The sequence below is a fragment of the Micromonospora musae genome (assembly GCF_003626635.1).
In the GTDB taxonomy this organism is placed as follows: Bacteria; Actinomycetota; Actinomycetes; order Mycobacteriales; family Micromonosporaceae; genus Micromonospora; species Micromonospora musae.
In genome coordinates this window covers 89365-110489 of record NZ_RAZT01000020.1, presented here as the reverse complement: position 1 = coordinate 110489, position 21125 = coordinate 89365, and the positions used below count along the sequence as shown (strand labels likewise).

General features: G+C 71.0%; 19 protein-coding genes. 3 read left to right on the top strand and 16 right to left on the bottom strand.

From position 1 onward, the window contains the following. Window positions 1-153: 153 nt before the first annotated feature. A complete protein-coding gene (locus tag D7044_RS29690) occupies window positions 154-6009 on the top strand; it encodes a ThuA domain-containing protein (protein ID WP_120690854.1) in 5856 nt (1951 codons plus the stop codon). A 70-nt stretch (window positions 6010-6079) separates the two neighbouring features. Next, on the top strand, window positions 6080-6619 hold the full coding sequence (locus D7044_RS29685; protein WP_120684309.1) for a hypothetical protein: 540 nt from the start codon (window positions 6080-6082) through the stop codon (window positions 6617-6619). Between the two features lie 205 nt (window positions 6620-6824). On the opposite strand, the gene D7044_RS29680 is transcribed toward D7044_RS29685, so the two are convergent. From D7044_RS29680 to D7044_RS29665, 4 genes are all read right to left on the bottom strand, one after another. Continuing rightward, window positions 6825-7769: an aldo/keto reductase gene (locus tag D7044_RS29680; protein WP_120684307.1), complete on the bottom strand. Its 945-nt coding sequence runs from the start codon at window positions 7767-7769 to the stop codon at window positions 6825-6827. A gap of 69 nt (window positions 7770-7838) precedes the next feature. Further along, the gene (locus D7044_RS29675; RefSeq protein WP_120690853.1) at window positions 7839-8636 is read right to left on the bottom strand and encodes a nucleotidyltransferase domain-containing protein; all 798 of its coding nucleotides are present in this window, start codon (window positions 8634-8636) and stop codon (window positions 7839-7841) included. Continuing rightward, window positions 8633-10312 (bottom strand): ABC-F family ATP-binding cassette domain-containing protein, encoded by a 1680-nt coding sequence (locus tag D7044_RS29670; protein WP_120690852.1) that lies wholly within the window; start codon window positions 10310-10312, stop codon window positions 8633-8635. Before D7044_RS29670 ends, D7044_RS29675 begins: the two co-directional genes overlap by 4 nt. Before the next feature lie 41 nt (window positions 10313-10353). Continuing rightward, complete coding sequence (locus tag D7044_RS29665; RefSeq protein ID WP_120690851.1) at window positions 10354-10959, bottom strand: class I SAM-dependent methyltransferase; 606 nt, start codon at window positions 10957-10959, stop codon at window positions 10354-10356. Between the two features lie 183 nt (window positions 10960-11142). Between D7044_RS29665 and D7044_RS29660 the strand changes: the two genes are divergently transcribed. Beyond that, entirely contained in the window at window positions 11143-12270 is a 1128-nt protein-coding gene (locus D7044_RS29660; protein ID WP_120690850.1) for a hypothetical protein, read from the top strand. A gap of 14 nt (window positions 12271-12284) precedes the next feature. Here the strand turns inward: D7044_RS29660 and truA are convergent, their stop codons facing one another. The 12 genes from truA to secY all read right to left on the bottom strand — a co-directional run bounded on the left by truA (window position 12285) and on the right by secY (window position 20972). After that, entirely contained in the window at window positions 12285-13115 is an 831-nt protein-coding gene (gene truA / locus D7044_RS29655; RefSeq protein WP_120684297.1) for a tRNA pseudouridine(38-40) synthase TruA, read from the bottom strand. Window positions 13116-13184: 69 nt separating this feature from the next. Continuing rightward, window positions 13185-13763: a 50S ribosomal protein L17 gene (gene rplQ, locus D7044_RS29650; RefSeq protein ID WP_120684295.1), complete on the bottom strand. Its 579-nt coding sequence runs from the start codon at window positions 13761-13763 to the stop codon at window positions 13185-13187. A gap of 34 nt (window positions 13764-13797) precedes the next feature. Continuing rightward, window positions 13798-14820: a DNA-directed RNA polymerase subunit alpha gene (locus D7044_RS29645; RefSeq protein WP_120684293.1), complete on the bottom strand. Its 1023-nt coding sequence runs from the start codon at window positions 14818-14820 to the stop codon at window positions 13798-13800. A gap of 98 nt (window positions 14821-14918) precedes the next feature. Further along, window positions 14919-15545: a 30S ribosomal protein S4 gene (gene rpsD, locus D7044_RS29640; RefSeq protein WP_120684291.1), complete on the bottom strand. Its 627-nt coding sequence runs from the start codon at window positions 15543-15545 to the stop codon at window positions 14919-14921. Window positions 15546-15558: 13 nt separating this feature from the next. Continuing rightward, the gene (rpsK, locus tag D7044_RS29635) at window positions 15559-15966 is read right to left on the bottom strand and encodes a 30S ribosomal protein S11 (protein WP_076466649.1); all 408 of its coding nucleotides are present in this window, start codon (window positions 15964-15966) and stop codon (window positions 15559-15561) included. Between the two features lie 88 nt (window positions 15967-16054). Further along, the gene (rpsM, locus tag D7044_RS29630; protein ID WP_076466650.1) at window positions 16055-16435 is read right to left on the bottom strand and encodes a 30S ribosomal protein S13; all 381 of its coding nucleotides are present in this window, start codon (window positions 16433-16435) and stop codon (window positions 16055-16057) included. Window positions 16436-16697: 262 nt separating this feature from the next. Beyond that, entirely contained in the window at window positions 16698-16811 is a 114-nt protein-coding gene (gene rpmJ / locus D7044_RS29625; protein ID WP_043965539.1) for a 50S ribosomal protein L36, read from the bottom strand. Window positions 16812-16903: 92 nt separating this feature from the next. After that, window positions 16904-17125 (bottom strand): translation initiation factor IF-1, encoded by a 222-nt coding sequence (gene infA / locus D7044_RS29620; RefSeq protein ID WP_007073013.1) that lies wholly within the window; start codon window positions 17123-17125, stop codon window positions 16904-16906. A 251-nt stretch (window positions 17126-17376) separates the two neighbouring features. Beyond that, complete coding sequence (locus tag D7044_RS29615; protein ID WP_120690867.1) at window positions 17377-17877, bottom strand: DUF1707 SHOCT-like domain-containing protein; 501 nt, start codon at window positions 17875-17877, stop codon at window positions 17377-17379. A gap of 172 nt (window positions 17878-18049) precedes the next feature. After that, on the bottom strand, window positions 18050-18901 hold the full coding sequence (gene map / locus D7044_RS29610) for a type I methionyl aminopeptidase (protein WP_120690849.1): 852 nt from the start codon (window positions 18899-18901) through the stop codon (window positions 18050-18052). Between the two features lie 88 nt (window positions 18902-18989). Next, window positions 18990-19643 carry an adenylate kinase gene (locus tag D7044_RS29605; RefSeq protein ID WP_120684288.1) on the bottom strand — a complete coding sequence of 218 codons (654 nt, stop codon included), beginning with the start codon at window positions 19641-19643 and terminating at the stop codon, window positions 18990-18992. After that, window positions 19644-20972, bottom strand: coding sequence for a preprotein translocase subunit SecY (gene secY / locus D7044_RS29600; protein ID WP_120684286.1), 1329 nt, complete (start codon window positions 20970-20972; stop codon window positions 19644-19646). Window positions 20973-21125: the final 153 nt, after the last annotated feature.

Genomic DNA, 21125 nt, shown 5'->3' with positions numbered 1-21125 from the left:
CCGGATACGCATCCACCGGAATTAATTTGTTCAGCGATTCGACAAAAATATCGGTGCGGACGCCATGGCCCGGCGCCCGCACCGACCCACCCGGGACGGTCTTCGGCGAGCCGGCCCCCGCGATCCCCTGTCCACCGCGACATAGGAGGCGGCGTGTCCCGCACTCGTCGTGCCCGCTCACCCATCACCGCGATCCTGCTCTCAATTGCGCTCACCTCGACAGCCCTGCTCGGCACGTCGGCCGCGCAGGCCGCACCGACCGCCGGCCCGACCGCGGCGCGAGCCGCTCAGGCCGCCCCGCCGGCCGCCACGCCGGTGACCCAGGCGCTCCCCGAGGCGGCTCCCGCCGCCGCCGAGGCCTTCTCCGTGCTGATCTTCTCGAAGACGGCCGGCTTCCGGCACGATTCGATCCCCACCGGCATCGCCGCCATCCAGCAGCTCGGCGCGGAGCACGGCTTCACCGTCGACACCACCGAGGACGGCAGCGCGTTCACCGACGCCAACCTCGCGAAGTACCAGGCAGTCATCTGGCTCTCCACCACCGGCGACGTCCTCGACGCCGACCAGCAGGCGGCCTTCGAGCGGTACGTGCAGGCCGGCGGCGGCTACGTCGGCATCCACGCCGCGTCCGACACCGAGTACAGCTGGAGCTGGTACGGCGAGCTGGTCGGGGCGTACTTCGCCAGCCACCCGGCCAACCAGCAGGCCACGGTGAAGGTCGAGGACCACGCCCACCCGGCCACGGCCGACCTGCCGGCACGCTGGTCCCGGTTCGACGAGTGGTACAACTACCAGTCGAACCCCCGCCCCGACGTGCACGTGCTGGCGAGCCTCGACGAGACCAGCTACTCCCCGGGCGCGGGCGCGATGGGTGCCGACCACCCGATCGCCTGGTGTCAGGACTTCGACGGCGGCCGCTCGTGGTACACGGGTGGCGGCCACACCCGCGAGTCGTACGCGGAGCCGGAGTTCCTCGCCCACCTGCTCGGCGGCATCCGGACCGCGGCGGGCGTCGAGAGCGCCGACTGCGGCGCCTCGCTGACCTCCAGCTTCGAGAAGGTCACGCTGGACAGCAACACCAGCAACCCGATGGAGCTGGACGTCGCCCCGGACGGCCGGGTCTTCTACGTCGAGCGCGACGGCCGGGTGCAGATCGTCAAGCCGGACACCGGCAACACGGTCACCGCCGTCGACCTGGACGTCTTCACCGGCAACGAGGACGGGCTGATCGGCATCCGCCTCGACCGGGACTTCGCCACCAACAACTGGGTGTACCTCTACTACGCCCCGAACGACGGGGTGGCGCGCAATCTGCTGTCCCGGTTCACGGTGACCGGCGACACCATCGACCTGGCCAGCGAGAAGCAGGTGCTCCGGGTCGACACGCAGCGCAACACCTGCTGCCACGCCGGCGGGAGCATGGCCTTCGACGGGGCCGGCAACCTCTACCTGGCCACCGGTGACAACACCAACCCGTTCGAGTCCGACGCGTTCACCCCGATCGACGAGCGGCCGGGTCGCCAGGACTACGACGCGCAGCGCACCTCGGGCAACACCAACGACCTGCGCGGCAAGGTGCTGCGGATCCACCCGGAGGACGACGGGACGTACACCATCCCGACCGGCAACCTGTTCGCGCCGGGCACCGACCGGACCCGGCCGGAGATCTTCGCGATGGGCTTCCGCAACCCGTTCCGGATCGGCGTCGACCCGGGCACCGACACCCTGTACGTCGGCGACTACGGGCCGGACGCCGGTTCCGCCAACCCGAACCGTGGCCCGGAGGGCACGGTCGAGTGGAACATCGTCGGCACCGCCGGCAACTACGGATGGCCGTACTGCACCGGGGCGAACTACGCCTACAACGACTACCAGTTCCCCGCCGGCCCGAGCGGGCCGAAGTTCGACTGCGCGGCGCCGGTGAACAACTCGCCGAACAACACCGGCCTCACCAACCTGCCGCCGGCCGTCCCGGCCACCGTCGACTACGACTACAGCGGCAACCCGCTCTTCCCCGAGATCGGAGGCGGCGGCGCGCCGATGGGCGGCCCGGTCTACCGGTACGACGCCGAGCTGAACTCGGACCGGAAGTGGCCGGCGTACTACGACGGCAAGGCGCTCTTCGGCGAGTGGAACCAGTCGAAGATGTACACGATGCAGGTGACCGCCGACGGCAAGTCGCTGGTGGACATCAACCAGCTGCTCACCGGCATGAGCCTGATCCGGCCGATGGACTTCGAGTTCGGCCCGGACGGCGCGCTCTACCTCATCGAGTGGGGCAGCGGCTTCGGCGGCAACAACGACAACTCCGGCGTCTACCGGATCGACTACGTCGCCGGTGACCGGGCCCCGATCGCGGTGGCGAGCGGCGAGCCGACCTCCGGGCCGGCGCCGCTGACCGTCGCCTTCTCCAGCGCCGGTTCCCGCGACCCCGACGGCGGCACGCTCAGCTACGCGTGGGCCTTCGGCGACGGGCAGACCAGCACCGAGGCGAACCCGACGCACACGTACGCCGAGGCCGGGTCGTACACGGCGCAGCTCACGGTCACCAACCCGAAGGGGCGTACCGCGGTGGCCAACGTGCCGGTCACCGTGGGCAACACCGCCCCGACGGTGAAGATCGAGTTCCCGCCGGACGGGGGCTTCTTCGACTGGGGTGACCAGGTCCGCTACACGGTGCAGGTGACCGACCCGGAGGACGGCGAGATCGACTGCGACCGGGTCCAGCTCCAGGTGCTGCTCGGCCACGACGAGCACGCCCACCCGCTGGAGCAGCACACCGGCTGCACCGGGCTGGTCCAGACGTCGCTCGCCTCCGGGCACGGCGCGGAGGCGAACGTCTTCGCCGTCTTCGAGGCGACCTACACCGACCTCGGTGGCGGCTCGGGCGCCGGCCCGCTCACCGGCCGGGCCATCGAGCAGCTCCAGCCGAAGCGGAAGCAGGCCGAGTACTTCACCGCCACCGGCCGGGCGCCGGGCAGCACCGGCGGCGGGGACCCGGGCGTGCAGCGCGAGACCACCAGCGACACCGCCGGTGGTGGCCAGAACATCGGGTTCATCGAGGACGGCGACTGGTGGTCGGTCTCCCCGGCGAACCTGACCAACATCACGTCGATCCGGTTCCGGGTCGCGTCGGACGTCAACGGCGGGCGGATCGACGTCCGCTCCGGCGCGGTCGACGGGCCGCTGGTGGCGCAGGCCACCGTGCCCGGCACCGGCGACTGGCAGACGTACACGGACGTGACCGCGCCGGTGACCGGCCCGGGCACGGGCACGCTCTTCTTCGTCGCCAAGGATCCGTCCGGCGGCGCCGGCTCGCTGATGAACGTCAACTGGATGGACTTCATCGGTCGCGGGGTCACCGAGAACGGGCCACCGGTGGTCACCGCCACCGCCACCCCGACCACCGGCACCGCCCCGCTCGCCGTCGCCTTCGACGGCACGGCCACCGACGCCGAGGGGGACACGCCGCTGACGTACGCCTGGGACTTCGGTGACGGCGGCACCGCGGACACCCTGGACGCGAGCCACACCTACACGGCCGCGGGCGCCTTCACCGCGACCCTCACGGTGACCGACAGCAGGGGCGGCAAGGCGTACGCGACCGTGCCGGTGCGGGTCGAGGCGCCGAACACGTCCTGCTTCGGGGCACGCTCGGACGACTTCACCGGCGCCGGCCTCGACAAGGCGCGCTGGAGCGTGGTCCGGGAGAACCAGCTCTACTCGGTCTCCGACGGCGCGTTGCGGCTGCCCACCGCGGTGGGTGACCTCTACGGGGCACGCAACGACGCGACGAACCTGGTGCTCCAGCCGGCGCCGTCCGGCCCGTGGCAGGCGACCACCCGGTTCACCCTGCCGGTGACGACCAACTGGCAGCAGGCCGGCCTGTTGGTCTACGGCGACGACGAGAACTACGCCAAGCTGGACCTGCTCTACTCGGGCAGCCGGCGGGTGGAGTTCATCCGGGAGACCGCCGGCGCACCGCGCAACGAGGCGGCCGACAGCATCGCCGCCCCGGCCGGAGACACGCTCTACCTGCGGCTCAACAGCGACGGGACGAACCTGACCGCGGCCGTCTCGGCCGACGGGCAGACCTTCACCCCGGTCGGCCGGTCCGCGGCGCTCGCCGGCATCACCAACCCTCGGATCGGCCTGTTCGCCCTCAACGGCGGCACGGACGCTCCGGTGGTGGAGGCGGCGTTCGACTGGTTCCAGGTCTCGCCGGACGAGCCGGCCGGCCCGGTCGATCCGTCGGACGAGTTCACCGGTGACACGCTGGACAAGTGCCGGTGGGACGCGATCCTGCGGGAGGACGCGACGGGCTACCGGGTCACCGGTGGGGCGCTGCGGGTCGACGTGCCCAACGGTGACATCTACGGCACCGGCAACACCGGGCCGGCGAACTTCATCCTGCAGACCGCGCCGGCCGGCGACTGGACCCTGGAGACGAAGGTCGACGGCAGCCAGCTGAACGAGCAGTACCAGCAGGCCGGACTGATGGTGCACGTCGACGACGACAACTACCTGAAGTTCGACTACATCGCGGACAACCAGCCCGGCCAGCCGGTGACGCGGCGGATCGAGTTCCGCAGCGAGATCGGCGGGACGGTGCAGAACCCGCAGCCCGAGGCGGCGAACCTGACCGGATCGGTGTGGCACCTGCGGCTGGCCCGCAGCGGTGACACCTTCACCGCGTCGTACTCGGCCGACGGGGCGACCTGGACGGCGTTGACCGCGTTGACCAACAGCGCGGTCGGGGCCACCCCGAAGGTGGGTCTCTTCACCCTCGGGGCCAACCAGACCGCCTCGAAGACCGCCGTGTTCGACTACTTCCGCCTCACCACCGAGGTCGCGGACGAGACGGCTCCGGTGACGGCGGCGACCGTCACGGGCACCCCCGTCGAGGGGTGGCACACCGGGCCGGTGACGGTCACCCTGGCCGCCACCGACGAGAGCGGCGGCAGCGGGCTGGCCGGCACCGAGTACCAGCTGGACGGGGGGCAGTCCTGGACGGCGTACACCGGGCCGGTCCCGGTGAGCGGGGACGGCGAGCACGAGCTGCGGTTCCGCTCGACCGACAAGGCGGGCAACGTGGAGGCGACGAAGACCGCCGCCGTGAAGATCGACGCCACGGCGCCGGTGACCTCGGCGACGTTCGCCCCGGCGAACGACGAGGGTTGGCACGACGGGACCATCCCGGTGGTGCTGACCTCGACCGACGCCGGGTCCGGTGTGAAGAATGTCGAGTGGTCGCTCGACGGTGGCGCGTGGACGCCGTACTCGGAGCCGGTCGAGGTGACCGGGGACGGCGAACACGAGCTGCTCTTCCGGTCGACCGACAGCGCCGGCAACCCGGAGACGCTCAAGTCGGCGGTGCTGCGCATCGACGGCACCAAGCCGACGCTGCTGGTCTCCGGGCTCGCCGACGGTCAGCTCTACGGCGACAGCCAGGACGTCCGGGTGTCCTGGCAGGCGGTCGACCCGACCTCGGGCATCGCGAGCGTGGCCGGCGAGCTGGACGGCCGGCCGTACGCGAGCGGCACGTTGCAGGCCATGTACGAGCTCCCGCTCGGCCTGCACGAGCTGACCGTCACCGCGACCGACAAGGCGGGGAACGAGACCACTTCGGAGGTCCGGTTCTTCGTCACCACCTCGTTCCGGGACATGCAGAACCTGCTGGACCGGTTCAAGGCGACCAGTCGGCTCTCGGCCAAGGCGCACAAGCAGCTGACGGAGAAGCTCGACGCCGCCCGCAAGGCCGAGGCGGCCGGCAACGACAACAAGGCGATCAAGCAGCTGACCGCCTTCCGCGGGCTCGCCGCCGACGCCACGCCGGTGGCCGAGGCGGAGATCCGGGACGTGCTGGTCCGGGACGCCGACGCCATGATCGTCCGGCTCGGCGGCGCGGCCAGCAAGGCCGGGGTGAAGGCCAACGACGGCGATCCGGTCGCCGGCGCGGGCCGGCTGGGTGGCGACGCCACCCGGCTCGCCCCGGGCCGCCGGCTCTGATCCGACGAGGCCCCTCCCCGGCGCAGCGGCGTCGGGGAGGGGCCTCCCTCATCGGTTGTGAGGAGAGTCCGTGCCGAATCTCCGCAAGGTGTTCGTCGCCCTGTTCATCGGCGTGGCGCTGACCCTGCTCTCCGCCACTCCGGCCGCCGCGCACGGCAAGCTCAAGCTGACGGTGGCCGGCGACGGGGCGGGCGGGGTGACCGTGCAGGCCGTCCATACCGACGGGCACCGGCTGGAGAAGCCGGTGCTGTTGACCCTCACCGGCACCGGTCCGGACGGGCAGCGGGTCGGCCCGGTGCAGCTCGCGCCAGCGCCGGAGGGGCAGGGCTTCTACAGCAGCGGTCCGCTGCTCTCCCCCGGCCGCTGGCGGGTGACGGTCGCCGCCCCGGCCCCGGACGAGAGCGAGGTCAGCGCCGAGGTGCAGGCCCGGCCCGCCCAGTCGCCCGCTCCGGCGGTGCCGGCCGCGGCGACCGCACCCGCGGCCGACGCCTCGGCCACGGCGGGGGCGGGCGGTGCCTGGTGGTGGCCGGTCGGGTTGGCCGTCCTGGTGATCGCCGCCCTGGCGGTGGCGGTGCCGATGCTGCTCACCCGCCGCCGCTCGGACGAGTGAGCCGCACGGCGCGAGGTCGCCGGGACGGCTTCGGCGACAGTCGCCAACCCCGGTGAGCCTGATACCTCAGCGGCATCAATATGCCGCTGAGGTATCAGGCCTTTCCGGATCTTCGAGGCCGAAGTTTTGCCGCCGATACCGACTCACGGTCGAGCCACACCCGGGCGCCTCGGCCCGAGCCGGCCGCCGGCGGCAGCGGCGGTGATCACAGGATCTCGCGCAGGGCTTCCAGGTCCTCGTCGGTCGGCTGCCAGGAACCGGCTGCGGCGTTGGCGCGCACCTGCTCGGGCGTGGTCGCCCCGGCGATCACCGAGGTCACCGCCGGCTGGGCGGCCAGCCCGCCGATCGCCACCTGGAGCATGCTGAGGCCCCGCTCGTCCGCGTACCGGCCGATCGCCTCGATGAGGTCCCAGTTCGCCGCGGCGAACCGGGCGGCGTACCGGCCACCGCCGGAGAGCCGGCTGCCCGCGGGGGGCGCCTCGCCCCGCCGGTACTTGCCGGTGAGCAGGCCGTTGGCGAGCGGGAAGAACGGCAGCAGCCCCAGCCCGAAGCGCTCGCAGGCCGGGACCACCTCGGTCTCGACCGACCGCTCCACCAGGCTGTAGTGGTTCTGCGCGCTGATGAAACGGGATCGGCCGTTGGAGGAGGCCACCCAGTCGGCGTCCGCGATCTGCCAGCCGGTGAAGTTCGAGTTGCCCAGGTAACGCACCTTCCCGGCGCGGACCAGGTCGTCCAGCGCGGCGAGGGTCTCGTCGATCGGGGTGCCCGGGTCCGGCTCGTGCATCTGGTACAGGTCGATGTAGTCGGTGTCGAGGCGGCGCAGCGACGCCTCGACGGCCCGGGCGATGTAGCGCCGGGCGCCGCGCGCGCCGTGGTCGGGGCCGTTCAGGCCGTTCATGTTCATGCCGAACTTGGTGGCCACCACCACGTCGTCCCGACGGCCCTTCAGGGCCTGCCCGAGCACCTCCTCGGAGCCGCCCTGCGGCTCGCCGTAGATGTCGGCGGTGTCGAAGAAGTTGATCCCGGCGTCCAGCGCGGCGTCCACCACGGCCCGCGTGCCGTCGAGGCCGATGTTGCGGCCGAAGTTGTTGCCGCCGATACCGACGACGGACACCACGAGCCCGGAGTCGCCCAGCCGGCGGTAGGTCATCTCAGTCACGAGATCGACTCTATGCCTGCCGTCCGGGGCGCGGCGGCGCCACCCGGGTTGTTCCCCGACTCAGCCGAGCACCTCGGCGCGGAGCCGCTCGGCGGCGGCCAGCGTCTCGGCCAGCTCCGCCGGGGAACGCCCGACCCCGGCGAGCAGCGCCTGCGCCCTGGCCGCGAAGTCCGGCGGCGCACCGGGCAGCCGCCCGGCCGAGGCGATGCTGCCCTTCTCGTTCACCAGCCACCGCCCGGCCCGGGCGTGCAGCACCTGCACGAGCACTCCGACCATGCGGAACAGGCAACCGGCCACGTAGCCGCTGTCGCCGGCCGGGACGACCTTCGCGGCGCCCGCGAGCAGGAACTCGGCCTCCCAACCGGCCCGCACCAGCGCCTCGGCCAACGCCGGCGGGTACGCCGCGGTCTCCTCCTTGAGCGCCGTCAGCTCGCCGGTCGGGTCCGCGAGCACCCGGCACAGCGCCACCTCGCCCGCGTACGCGTGGGAGTAGAAGCCGAGCGGATGCCCGGCCTGTACGCCCACCTCGTACCGGCCGGTCCGGCAGTCCGCCCAGATCCGGCGGACCCGGTCCAGGTCGCGGTAGATCCAGTCGACGGCCGACCCCTCCACTCGCAGCCAGCCGCCGCCGTCCACCCACGGCCCCCAACCACCCGGCGTCGTCAGCTCGACCGCCGCGTCGGCGATCGACGCGGCGACCGCCTCCAGCGCCGGCACGTCCAGCTCGCCCCGGTAGTAGAGGCCCAGGTCCCAGTCCGAGTCCGGCCGGTGCTCGCCACGGGCCCGGCTGCCGCCCAACGCGACGGCCACCACGCCCCGGACGGCGCAGAGCCGACCGGCCAACTCCGCCACGTTCACGCGACGTCCCACACCGGCTCGGGTGTCTCCACCACCTCACCGTCACCCCGGAAGAGCACGAACCGGTCGAAGGTACGGGTGAACCAGCGGTCGTGCGTCACCGCGAGCACCGTTCCGTCGAACGCGTTCAAACCGGCCTCCAGCGCCTCGGCGCTGGCCAGGTCGAGGTTGTCGGTCGGCTCGTCGAGCAGGAGCAGCGTCGCCCCGGACAGCTCCAGCAACAGCACCAGGAACCGCGCCTGCTGCCCGCCGGAGAGCGTGCCGAACCGCTGGTCGCCCTGCGCTGCCAGCTCGTACCGGGACAGCGACGCCATGGCCGCGTGTCGATCCATCCCGGCCCGGTGCTCGTCGCCCCGCCAGAGGATCTCGACGAGGGTCTTCGCCATCAGCTCCGGCCGGTCGTGCGTCTGCGAGAAGTGCCCGGGCCGGACGCGCGCGCCGAGCCGGGCCACCCCGTCGTGCGCCACCGGCGCGAGCGTGAGCCCGGCGTCCACCGGGCCGTTCGCCGGATCCGGGTCGGTGCCGCCGCGGGCCAGCAACCGCAGGAAGTGCGACTTGCCGGTGCCGTTCGCGCCGAGCACCGCCACCCGGTCGCCGTACCAGATCTCCAGGTCGAACGGGTAGGTGAGGCCGTCGAGCTCCAGCTGCTCGCAGATGAGCGCGCGCTTGGCGGTGCGCCCGCCGGTCAGCCGCATCCGGATGTCCTGGTCCTTCGGCGGTACGGGCGGCGGGCCGGCCTCCTCGAACTTGCGCAGCCGGGTCTGCGCCGCCTGGTAGCGCGAGGCCAACCCGTCGTTGTACGCGGCCTTCTGCTTGTACATCAGCACCAGCTCGCGCAGCTTCTGGTGCTCCTCGTCCCAGCGTCGGCGCAGCTCGTCCAGGCGGGCGTGCCGGGCCACCCGCGCCTCGTGCCAGCTCGCGAAGCCGCCCGGGTGCACCCAGGCGCTGCCGCCCTCCACGGCGACCACCCGGTCGGCCGTACGTGCCAGCAGTTCCCGGTCGTGCGAGACGTAGAGCACCGACTTCGCCGACTCGCGCAGCCGTCCCTCCAGCCACCGCTTGCCCGGCACGTCGAGGAAGTTGTCCGGCTCGTCGAGGAGCAGCACCTCGTCCGGCCCGCGCAGGAGCAGCTCCAGCGCGAAGCGTTTCTGCTGTCCGCCGGAGAGGGTCCGGACCGGGCGTTCCCGGGACGCGTCCCAGGGCAGGTCGAGCACGATGGTGGCGACCGTGTCGAAGAGCACCTCGGCGTCGTATCCGCCGGCCTCGCCCCAGGCCGCGAGCGCGTCCGCGTACGCCAGCTGCGCCTTGCCCGCCGCGGTGCTGTACTTGCCGCGCACCTCGGCCTCCCGCATGGCCGCCTCGGTGTCGGCGAGCCGACGGCCGGCCGCGCGCAGTGCGGGCGGGGCGAGCGAGAGCGCCAGGTCGGCGAGGGTCGACTCGTCCCCGATCATGCCGATGAACTGCCGCATGACGCCGAGCCCGCCGGTACGCGCGATGGCGCCGGTCGGCGTCGGCAGGTCGCCGGCGACCATCCGGAGCAGCGTCGTCTTGCCCGCACCGTTCGGCCCGACGAGCGCCACCTTCGCGCCCTCACCGACCCGGAAGGAGACGTCGGTGAAGAGTTCCCGGCCGTCGGGCAGGATGTGCCCGACCGCAGCCACGTCCACGTAACCCACGCCGGGATCCTGCCGTAACCCGCCGGGCGCGGTACATCCAATTATCGGCCGACGCGCAGGACGCGGAAGCCCTTCTGGCTGGCGTGCCGCTCGACCTGCCAGCCCTCGTCGACGAGCCAGCGGTGCAGCGAGTCGCCGCCGAGGTGGCGGGCGACGACCAGCCAGGCGACCCCGTCGGGGGCGAGCCGGGGCAGCCAGCGTCGCAGCAGCTCGTGCAGTTCGTCCTTGCCGATCCGGATCGGCGGGTTGGACCAGAGCTGGGTGAAGCGCAGGTCGGCCGGTACGTCGTCCGGGGCGCGCACCCGCACCCGGTCCGCCGCACCGACCCGCTCGGCGTTCGCGGCGGTGAGTTGCCGCGCCCGCTCGTTGACGTCGACGGCCCACACGGTCGCCGCCGGCGCGTTGTCGGCCAGCACGCAGCTGATCGGCCCGAACCCGCAGCCCAGGTCGAGCAGGTCACCGGTGCTGTCGGCGGTGGGCAGCTCGGCCTTGCGCAGCAGTACGGCGGTGCCGGCGTCGAGCCGGTCGGCGGAGAAGACCCCGCCGGCCGACGCGAGCGTGTAGTCGCGGCCGGCCACGGTGAACTCGACCTCGCGAGGGCGCGCGGCGGTCGTGGGTTCCGCGGTGAAGTAGTGGTCGCCGGTCACGCCGGCAATTCTCGCACCGGCCCGGGGGCGGCTCCGCGACGGCCTCCGAGCGGGCAGGTCGGGCGGGGCGCGTTCGGCGTTACGAACGGTGTCGGTTCGGCGTTGGAAAGGTGACCGAGCAACAGCGCGCCGCATTTTCCGTAATTCCCACCTAAAGGGACAATTACTCTTACCCTTGGCGACATGGTGTATCGGTACGAGTTCGATGAGGACGCTTTCGTGGACGACCCGGAGCGCGGGTCCGAATCCATGCTCGGCGCCGGTCCGCCTCCGCCGGCCGGGCCCTCCCCGTCCCGCTTCCCGACCCCGTCGCTGCCCCGGACGACCCGGATGGCGCTGCCCGCGCCCGAGCCGCAGCCGTCCTGGGCCGAGGATCCCGCGCCACCGACACTGGCACAAGCCGAGCCTCCCGAACCGCCGCGAGCGGAACAGGTCCGCGAGCAGGTGGCACCGGAGCCGCCCGCACCGGTGCCCGTCCCCCGGGCCGGCGGCGGCCGGCTCTGGCAGGTGGTGGTCGGCGGCGCGGCCGTCCTCGTACTGCTGGCGCTCTGCGGACTCGGCGCCGCCGCCCTGCTTGCCGACCGCACCCCGACGCCGGACGTGACGCCGAGCTATCAGGCTGGCGCCAACCCGTCCGCCGACCCGACCGGGGAGGAGAACCTCGACTCGCGGGACGCCGACCAGACCCCGCTGACCGCCAAGGAGGTCTTCGCCGGCAAGAAGCTCGTGCTCGACGACGGCCGGACGACGTACGACGTGCTGAAGACACAGTCCAGCGGCAGCTGCGCGGTCGCCGCCACCGACGAGATCGCCGACCTGCTGGTCCGGCTCGGCTGCGACCAGGTCGTACGCGGCACGCTCCGCACTCCCGACGGCGACCACCTCGTCACCACCGGCCTGTTCAACCTCACCGACCGGGCCAGCGCCGAGCGGGCCCGCGACCGGATCCGGCAGCTGCTCGACGAGCGGCAGGGCCGGTTCCGCGGCATGGCGGCCGGCGAGGAGGCCGAGGCGATCGCGACCGCCCCGGCCCGCGTCGGCTGGCAGGTCCGCGGCCACTACCTGGCGTACGCCGTGGTCGCCCGCAGCGACGGCGCAGCGATCAAGTCCGGTGACGAGAAGGTCCGCGAGGTCCTCTACGACATGATCGAGCTGCACCTCAACCAGGGCGTACTACAGCGGCGCGCCGACGGCGGCACCGCGAGCCAGCCCACGGCCGGCCCGTCCGCGACGACCGGCACCCAGGACAGCGTCGACGAGTCGCCGAGCGACGACGAATCGGGGGAGAACGACGAGTCGTCGGGCAACTGACCCGACGATCGGCATCAGGCCTCGGCGGGGACCCGCAGCCGGCGGGTGAGCTCCGCACGCTGGGCGTACCCGGCCGGGTCCTCCGGATAGCCGACGGCCACCAGGGTCAGCCCGTGCGCGGGCGCCACCGTCACGTGGCTGGAGCGCTCGCGGTGCGAGAGCAGGCTCGCCGGCCACTCCGCCGGGCGTCGGCCGTCCCCGGCGACGAGCATGGCGCCGACCAGGCTGCGGACCATCGCCTGGCAGAACGCGTCGGCCTGCACGGTGGCGACCAGGAGACCGTCCGGTTCCCGCCGCCAGTCCAGCCGGGTCACCTCGCGCAGCGTGGTGGCGTTCTCCTTGCGACGGCAGTACGCGGCGAAGTCGTGCTCCCCCACCAACCCGGCCGACGCGGCGTTGAGCGCGGCCAGGTCGAGCGGTCGCGGCCAGGCCAGGGTCAGGTGACGGTGCAGCGGCTCGGCGCCGTACGGCGCGTCGGTGACCCGGTACTCGTAGCGCCGGAAGGTGGCCGAGAAGCGGGCGTCGAACTCGGCCGGCACCTCGGTGACCGCCCGCACCCGAACATCGCCGGGGAGCAGTCGGGCCAGCCGGCGCAGCAGGGTGGGCTCCCGCTCCCGCCAGACGTCGGACGGCAGGTCCACATGGCACACCTGACCGGTCGCGTGCACGCCGGCGTCGGTACGCCCCGCAACGGTCAGCCCGGTCGCGATACCCGCGCCGAGCAGGAGATCGAGCGCCTCACCCAGTACGCCCGCGACCGTACGCCGGTCGGGCTGCACGGCCCAGCCGGAGAAGTCGGTCCCGTCGTACGACACGTCCAGCCGTAGCCGGGTGCGCCCGTCCACCCTCGTACCTCCCGTCACGAGACGGGCCCGACACCCACCAGGGGTGCCGGGCCCGACCAAAGCCCTGGATCAGGCCTTGTTCTCGTTGTTAACGCTGTTCTCCTCGATGGCGAGGTCGCTGTCCTCGCGGGACTCAGCGGTGTCGCCGGACGCCGAGACCGGCGCCTCGGAGTCCTGGTCGGCCGACTCGGAGCGCGGCGACTCCTCCTCGGGCGCGAGCGCCTCGACCTTGTCCTGCTGAGCAGCCTTGCGGGCAGCGGTCTTCTTGTTCGCCTTCGGCTCGGCGACCTGCAGCTCCTCGACCAGCTCGATGATCGCCATCGGCGCGGCGTCACCCTTGCGCGGCCCGGTCTTCACGATCCGGGTGTAGCCACCGTTGCGGTTGGCGTACCGAGGCGCGATCTGGTCGAACAGGGCGTAGACCACGTCCTTGTCCTTGACGACACCCAGCACCCGCCGCCGCGAGGCCAGGTCACCGCGCTTGGCCTTGGTGATGAGCTGCTCGGCCAGCGGGCGCAGCCGCCGGGCCTTCGTCTCGGTGGTCTGGATCTTGCCGTGCTGGAACAGCGCGGTGGCCAGGTTGGCCAGCATCAGCCGCTCGTGCGCGGGGCTGCCGCCGAGGCGGGGACCCTTGGTGGGCGTGGGCATTCTCGGTGCTCCTCAGATGTGGCGGCAGCGCGGACTAGAGCTGCTCGGTCTCGCGGTAGTCGTCGGTGTCGTAGTCGGCCTCGCCGAAGGCGTCCACGACGTGCGCCGGGTCGAAGTTCGGAGCCGAGTCCTTCAGCCCCAGACCCATCCCGGCGAGCTTCATCTTGACCTCGTCGATCGACTTCTGGCCGAAGTTCCGGATGTCGAGGAGGTCGGCCTCGGTACGCCCGATGAGCTCACCAACGGTGTTGATGCCCTCGCGCTTGAGGCAGTTGTAGGAGCGGACGGTGAGGTCCAGCTCCTCGATCGGCAGGGCCAGATCCGCCGCCAGCTGGGCGTCCTGCGGCGACGGGCCGATGTCGATGCCCTCGGCCGTCTCGTCCAGCTCCCGGGCCAGCCCGAAGAGCTCCACGAGCGTGGAACCCGCGGAGGCCAGCGCCGTACGCGGGCCCATCGACGGCTTGGTCTCGACGTCGATGATCAGCCGGTCGAAGTCGGTCCGCTGCTCGACACGGGTCGCCTCGACGCGGTAGGTGACCTTCAGCACCGGCGAGTAGATCGAGTCGACCGGGATCCGGCCGATCTCGGCACCCGCCTGCTTGTTCTGCGCCGCCGTGACGTAACCCCGGCCCCGCTCGACGGTCAGCTCCATGTCGAGCCGGCCCTTGCCGTTCAGGGTGGCGAGCTTCAGGTCCGGGTTGTGCACCGAGACGCCGGCCGGCGGCTGGATGTCGCCCGCCGTCACGTCGCCCGGGCCCTGCTTGCGCAGGTACATGCTGACCGGCTCGTCGTGCTCGGAGCTCACGCAGAGCTCCTTGATGTTCATGACGAGCTCGACCACGTCCTCCTTGACACCGGGGATCGTGGTGAACTCGTGCAGCACGCCGTCGATCTTGATCGACGTCACCGCCGCGCCCGGGATCGACGACAGCAGCGTACGCCGCAGCGAGTTGCCCAGGGTGTAGCCGAAGCCCGGCTCGAGCGGCTCGATGGTGAACCGGGAGCGGGTCTCGTTGATCGACTCTTCGGAGAGAGACGGTCGCTGGCTGATGAGCATTTCTTCTCTTCTCTTCCGGGACGCCCGCTATTTGACGCCCACGACACAAAGTGTTCCGGTGGCCCGCCCCGATCGGGGCGGGCCACCGCAACGAGCCCTTACTTGGAGTAGAGCTCGACGATCAGCTGCTCCTGGACCTGGGTGTCGATCACCTGACGGGCCGGGAGGGAGTGCACGAGGATCTTCATCTGGCTGGGGATCGCCTCCAGCCAGGCCGGAACCGACTTCGAGCCGGCCTCGGCCTGCGCCACGATGAACGGGGTGAGCTCCTTGCTCTTCACCCGAACCTCGATGATGTCGTGCTCCTTCACGCGGAACGACGGGATGTCGACCTTCTTGCCGTTCACCGTGAAGTGGCCGTGCTTGACGAGCTGGCGGGCCATGTCGCGGGACTTGGCGTAGCCGGCCCGGTAGACCACGTTGTCCAGCCGCGACTCGAGGATCTGCAGGAGGACCTCACCGGTCTTCGCCTGCTTGCCCACGGCCTCTTCGTAGTAGCCGCGGAACTGCTTCTCGAGCACGCCGTAGACCCGACGGGCCTTCTGCTTCTCACGGAGCTGGAGCAGGTACTCCGTCTCCTTCGTGCGGCCGCGGCCGTGCTGCCCGGGCGGGAACGGCCGGGACTCGAACGGGCACTTCGGGCCATCGCACTTGCTGCCCTTGAGGAACAGCTTCATCTTCTCCCGCCGGCAACGGCGGCAGTCAGCACCGGTGTAACGAGCCATCTCTCTCTACCTCTCAGACCCGACGACGCTTCGGCGGACGGCATCCGTTGTGCGGCTGCGGGGTGACGTCGGAGATCTGTCCGACCTCCAGCCCGACGGCCTGCAGCGAACGGATGGCGGTCTCCCGGCCGGAGCCGGGGCCCTTGACGAACACGTCGACCTTGCGCATGCCGTGGTCCATCGCCCGACGCGCGGCGGCCTCGGCAGCCAGCTGCGCGGCGAACGGGGTCGACTTGCGGGAGCCCTTGAAACCCACCTGGCCCGCAGAGGCCCAGGAGATGACCGCACCGGTCGGGTCCGTGATGGACACGATGGTGTTGTTGAAGGTGCTCTTGATGTGCGCCTGCCCGTGGGCGACGTTCTTGCGTTCCTTGCGCCGGACCTTCTTGACTGCAGCTCCGGCACGAGCCTTCGGTGGCATAAGTCTTCTGCGCTCCTAGTTGACTTCCCGATACAGGTTGCGGCCTGGCCTAGCTCGGCGGACCCAGACCCGTATTCCGGTCTACGTCTTACTTCTTGCCGGGCTTCTTCTTGCCGGCCACGGTCCGCTTCGGGCCCTTCCGGGTCCGCGCGTTGGTCTTGGTCCGCTGGCCACGCACGGGCAGGCCCCGGCGGTGCCGGATACCCGCGTAGCTGCCGATCTCGACCTTGCGGCGGATGTCAGCGGCGACCTCACGGCGCAGGTCGCCTTCAACCTTGTAGTTGCCCTCGATGTGGTTCCGGAGCTGGACCAGCTCCTCGTCCGTGAGGTCCCGAGCGCGCTTGTCCGGCGAGATGCCGGTGGCGGCGAGCGTCTCCAGGGCGCGGGTGCGGCCCACGCCGAAGATGTAGGTGAGCGCGATCTCCATCCGCTTCTCGCGGGGGAGGTCGACGCCGACTAGACGTGCCATGTGCGGGCGTACTCCTCGTGATGTTGGCGGAGGTCTGGCCCGCCCCACCCCGCTCCGACCCTCACCTGTCCCCGGCGGTTGACGCCGGCGACCGGATGACGGCCGCTGCCCGAGCGGGCCCCGGCCTCCGACCGGGGGTCAGCCACGAGGAAGTACGTCTGGGACGTACCGCTCGCGGCTGGGACGAGCATGTGCTGTGTGTGCTGTCGGATCTGCGTCCGGGGCCATCCTCACCGGCCATCGTCGTGGCCGGCCGAGGAACTCAGCCCTGGCGCTGCTTGTGGCGCGGGTCGCTGCAGATGACCATGACCCGGCCGTGCCGGCGGATCACCCGGCACTTGTTGCAGATCCTCTTGACGCTCGGCTTGACCTTCACGGTTGCCTTACTTCCCATCAGGCCCGGTGACGCGCCACGCGCGGCCTCGGACGTCGAAGACGGACACGGAGATGTCCCGGCCGTCGTCAGGACTACTTGTAGCGGTAGACGATGCGCCCGCGGGTCAGGTCGTACGGCGAGAGTTCGACGACGACCCGATCCTCCGGCAGGATGCGGATGTAGTGCTGCCGCATCTTGCCGCTGATGTGAGCCAGCACCTTGTGGCCGTTCGCGAGCTCCACGCGGAACATGGCGTTCGGCAGGGGCTCGATGACCCGACCTTCGATCTCGATGGCTCCGTCTTTTTTCGGCATGTCCTCCGCTGTCCTGACGTCGGTTGCTCCGGACGGCCCACAACGTCTTACACGGGAAACCGATCAAAATCAGGTAGCCCGCGCCAGCCGCGGCTCCAGCACCCATCGAAGCGCTGATGGGCATGCCGGAGTGGACGCTGTGCGCCGATCAGTCAGTGTACGCCCGCCTGCGCGCCGCCGCCAAACCGACCACCAGCGGGTTCCGCCTATGGAGGAAAGCCGGGCCCGTGGGCCGGGCCGGGACGGGCCGACTAGCGGCGGCGGTCCCGCTTCGCTCGCTTGCGCTCGCGCCGGCGTTCCCGCTTCTCCATCCACCGCTGCGGCTCTCCGGCGTTCAGGCCGCCGACCGTTCGGAGCAGCAGGAGCATGCCCCAGGGGCCGGCTACCCAGCCGGGCCAGAAGTAGAGGAGTTCACCGGACGACAGGGACGAAATCACCCAGACCCCTACGGTGACCGGCACCACCTGGAGGTACGGCATCCAGACCTGGAGCAGCCAGCGTCCGGTCGGCGCACGGTCGACCGGCGGCGTCCCGGCCACCACCGGCGCGGCGGTGGGCACCGACAACTGCGCCTCCGCCCGAGGCGTGACCGCCGGGAGATCGGTCAGCAACACGTCCAGTTCCCCGTAGGTCCGAGCCCCGTAGGCCCGCTGGAGGCGCTCGTCGTACTCGTGCAGATCCAGCCGGCCCTCGTCCAACGCCACCCGCAGCCGATCGGCAACCGCCTGGCGATCGGCATCGGCGGCCCGCATCTCGTTGCGCCCCTCCACGCCCGCGAGCATGCCACGCATACGCCAATCAGACGAGACCCACGAGCTTGCCGCCGCAGGCGTCCCCATCGCGATGGCGAGGCCGCCGCGGCCGTCTTGATCGTCACCACGGGTCGGAGCCGCAGGGCCCGGCGTACGGAGCCGGCGAGCGGGGTCAGGCGGTCGGTGAGTCGGCGGGCTGGCGGGCCGTGACCAGATCGCCCAGCCGGGCCCGGCCGCCGTCCTCGGCGGTCAGCACCCACACCCCGTCGGGCAGCAGCGCCATGGTGTGCTCGACGTGCGCCGCCATCGACCCGTCACGGGTCACCACGGTCCAGCCGTCCGACAGCTCGGCCGTACGGGGCGAACCCATGGTGATCATCGGCTCGATCGCCAGGGCCATGCCGGCCACCAGCCGCGGCCCCTTGCCCGGCCGCCCGTGGTTGAGCACGTGCGGATCCTGGTGCATCTCGGTGCCGATGCCGTGGCCGCCGTAGCCGTCGACGATGCCGTACCGCCCACCGCGGCGCACCGCCTTCTCCACCGCCGACGAGATGTCGGTGAGTCGTCCCCGGCCGTTCGCCGCCCCGCGGGCCGCAGCGGCGATCCCGGCCCACATCGCGTCCTCGGCCACCGCCGCCATCTTGAGCAGCGCCGGGTCGACGTCGCCGACCCCCACGGTGATCGCCGAGTCGCCGTGCCAGCCGTCGAGCACCGCACCGCAGTCGATGGAGATCAGATCGCCGTCGCGGAGCAGCTGGCCGGACGCCGGGATGGCGTGCACCACCTGCTCGTTGACGGAGGAGCAGATCGAGGCCGGGAAGCCGTGGTAGCCCTTGAACGACGGGACGGCGCCCGCGTCGCGGATCGTCGACTCGGCGATGGCGTCCAGGTCGGCCGTGCTGACCCCGGGAGCGACCGCCTCCCTCATCCGCCGCAGCGCTTCGGCGACCACCAGACCGGCGGCCCGCATCTTCACGATCTGCTCGGGGGTCTTCAGCTGGATGTCCAGCTGGGGACGACGCATGGAGCGATTACCTTTCGTTGCCGAGACAGCGGGGTACGCCGGACGTACCCCGCTGTTCGCACTCTATCCACCGGCGAGCCGGCGAACCTCAGCCGCCGTAGGACCGGAGGGCGTCGATGGCACGGACGGTGACGTCCTCCACCGGGCCCGTGGCGTCGATCCCGACCAGCTTGCCCTGGGCGCCGTAGTAGTCGACCAACGGCGCGGTCTTGTCTGCGTACTCCCGCAGCCGGGTGGCGATGGTCTCCGGCTTGTCGTCGTCCCGCTGGAACAGCTCGGCGCCGCACCGGTCGCAGATGCCCTCGCGGGTGGTGGCGTCGAACTCGACGTGCCAGATCTTGCCGCAGCCCCGGCAGGTCCGGCGGCCGGAGAGCCGCCGGATCACCTCGTCGTCGTCGACGACCAGTTCGAGCACCACGTCCAGGGCGGTACCCAGGTCGGCGAGGAGCTTGTCCAGCGCGGCCGCCTGCGGGGTCGTACGCGGGAACCCGTCGAGCAGGAAGCCCTCGCTGGCGTCCGGCTCGGCGAGCCGGTCCCGGACCATGTTGATGGTGACCTCGTCCGGTACCAGCTCGCCGGCGTCCATGTACCGCTTCGCCTCGACGCCCAACGGGGTGCCCTGGGACACGTTCGACCGGAAGATGTCGCCGGTCGAGATCTTCGGCACCGCGAGATGGGCGGCGATGAACTCGGCCTGTGTGCCCTTACCCGCGCCCGGCGGGCCAACCAAGACGAGTCTCATCTACCGCAGGAACCCTTCGTAGTTCCGCTGCATCAGTTGGCTCTCGATCTGCTTCACGGTCTCCAGACCGACGCCGACCATGATCAGCACAGCGGTACCACCGAACGGGAAGTTCTGGTACTGCTGGTTGTCGAGCCAGATGAAGAAGAAGTTCGGCAGGATCGAGACGATGCCCAGGTAGAGCGCGCCCGGAAGGGTGATCCGGCTGAGGATGAAGTCCAGGTAGTCGGCCGTCGGCTTGCCCGGGCGGATGCCCGGCACGAACCCGCCGTACTTCTTCATGTTGTCCGCGACCTCGGTCGGGTTGAACGTGATCGAGACGTAGAAGTACGTGAAGAAGATGATCAGCAGGAAGTAGACCGCGATGTAGATCGGGCTGTCGGGCGCCACCAGGTTGTTCTGGATCCACGCCTGAGTCTTGCCCGGGTTCGTCTGGTCGAAGAACTGCAGGGCGAGCTGCGGCAGGTAGAGCAGCGACGAGCCGAAGATGACCGGGATGACACCCGCCTGGTTGACCTTCAGCGGGATGTAGGTCGAGGTGCCGCCGTACATCCGCCGGCCGATCATGCGCTTGGCGTACTGCACCGGGATCCGGCGCTGCGCCTGCTCGATGAAGGTGACGGCGGTGATGACGACCAGGACCAGGGCGATGACGAGGAAGAACTTCCACCAGCCCTGCGAGTTCTTGATCTGCCAGCCCTCGCTGGGCAGACGGGCGGCGATCGAGGTGAAGATCAGCACGGACATGCCGTTACCGACGCCGCGGTCGGTGATCAGCTCACCGAGCCACATGACCACACCGGTGCCGGCGGTCATCGTCATGACCAGGACGCTCAGCGTCAGCCAGTCCGGAATGCCGAGACCCTCGGGGATGATCGGGAACTGGTCGCAGCGGTTCTGGAAGAGCTGCCCGGAGCGGGCCAGCGCCACGAACGCCGAGGCCTGGAGGACACCGAGGCCGAGGGTCAGGTAACGGGTGTACTGGGTGATCTTCGCCTGGCCGGCCTGGCCCTCCTTACGCAGCTGCTCGAGCCGTGGGATCACCACGGTCAGCAGCTGAAGGATGATCGACGCGGTGATGTAGGGCATGATGCCCAGCGCGAAGACTGACAGCTGCAGCAGCGCCCCGCCCGAGAACAGGTTGAGCAGGTTCAGCACGCCGGTCGTGTCACCCTGGATCGAGTCGAGGCACTTCTGCACGTTGCCGTACGAGACGCCTGGGCTGGGCAGGGTGGCGCCGAGCCGGTAGATCGCGATGATGCCGACTGTGAACAGCAGCTTCTTGCGCAGGTCAGGCGTACGGAACGCACTGAGAAAGGCGGACAGCAACTTCTTCCTCCTGCGCGAGGCGGGCCGCCGGTTGTCCCTGGCGGTTCGGGGTGGGTGCCGGGCGAGTGCCCGATATCCATGGCTGGGAAGGGACTCTAACAGTCCAATCCCGCTCCGGGCAGATGTGCCCGGCTACATAAACCGAATCCGATA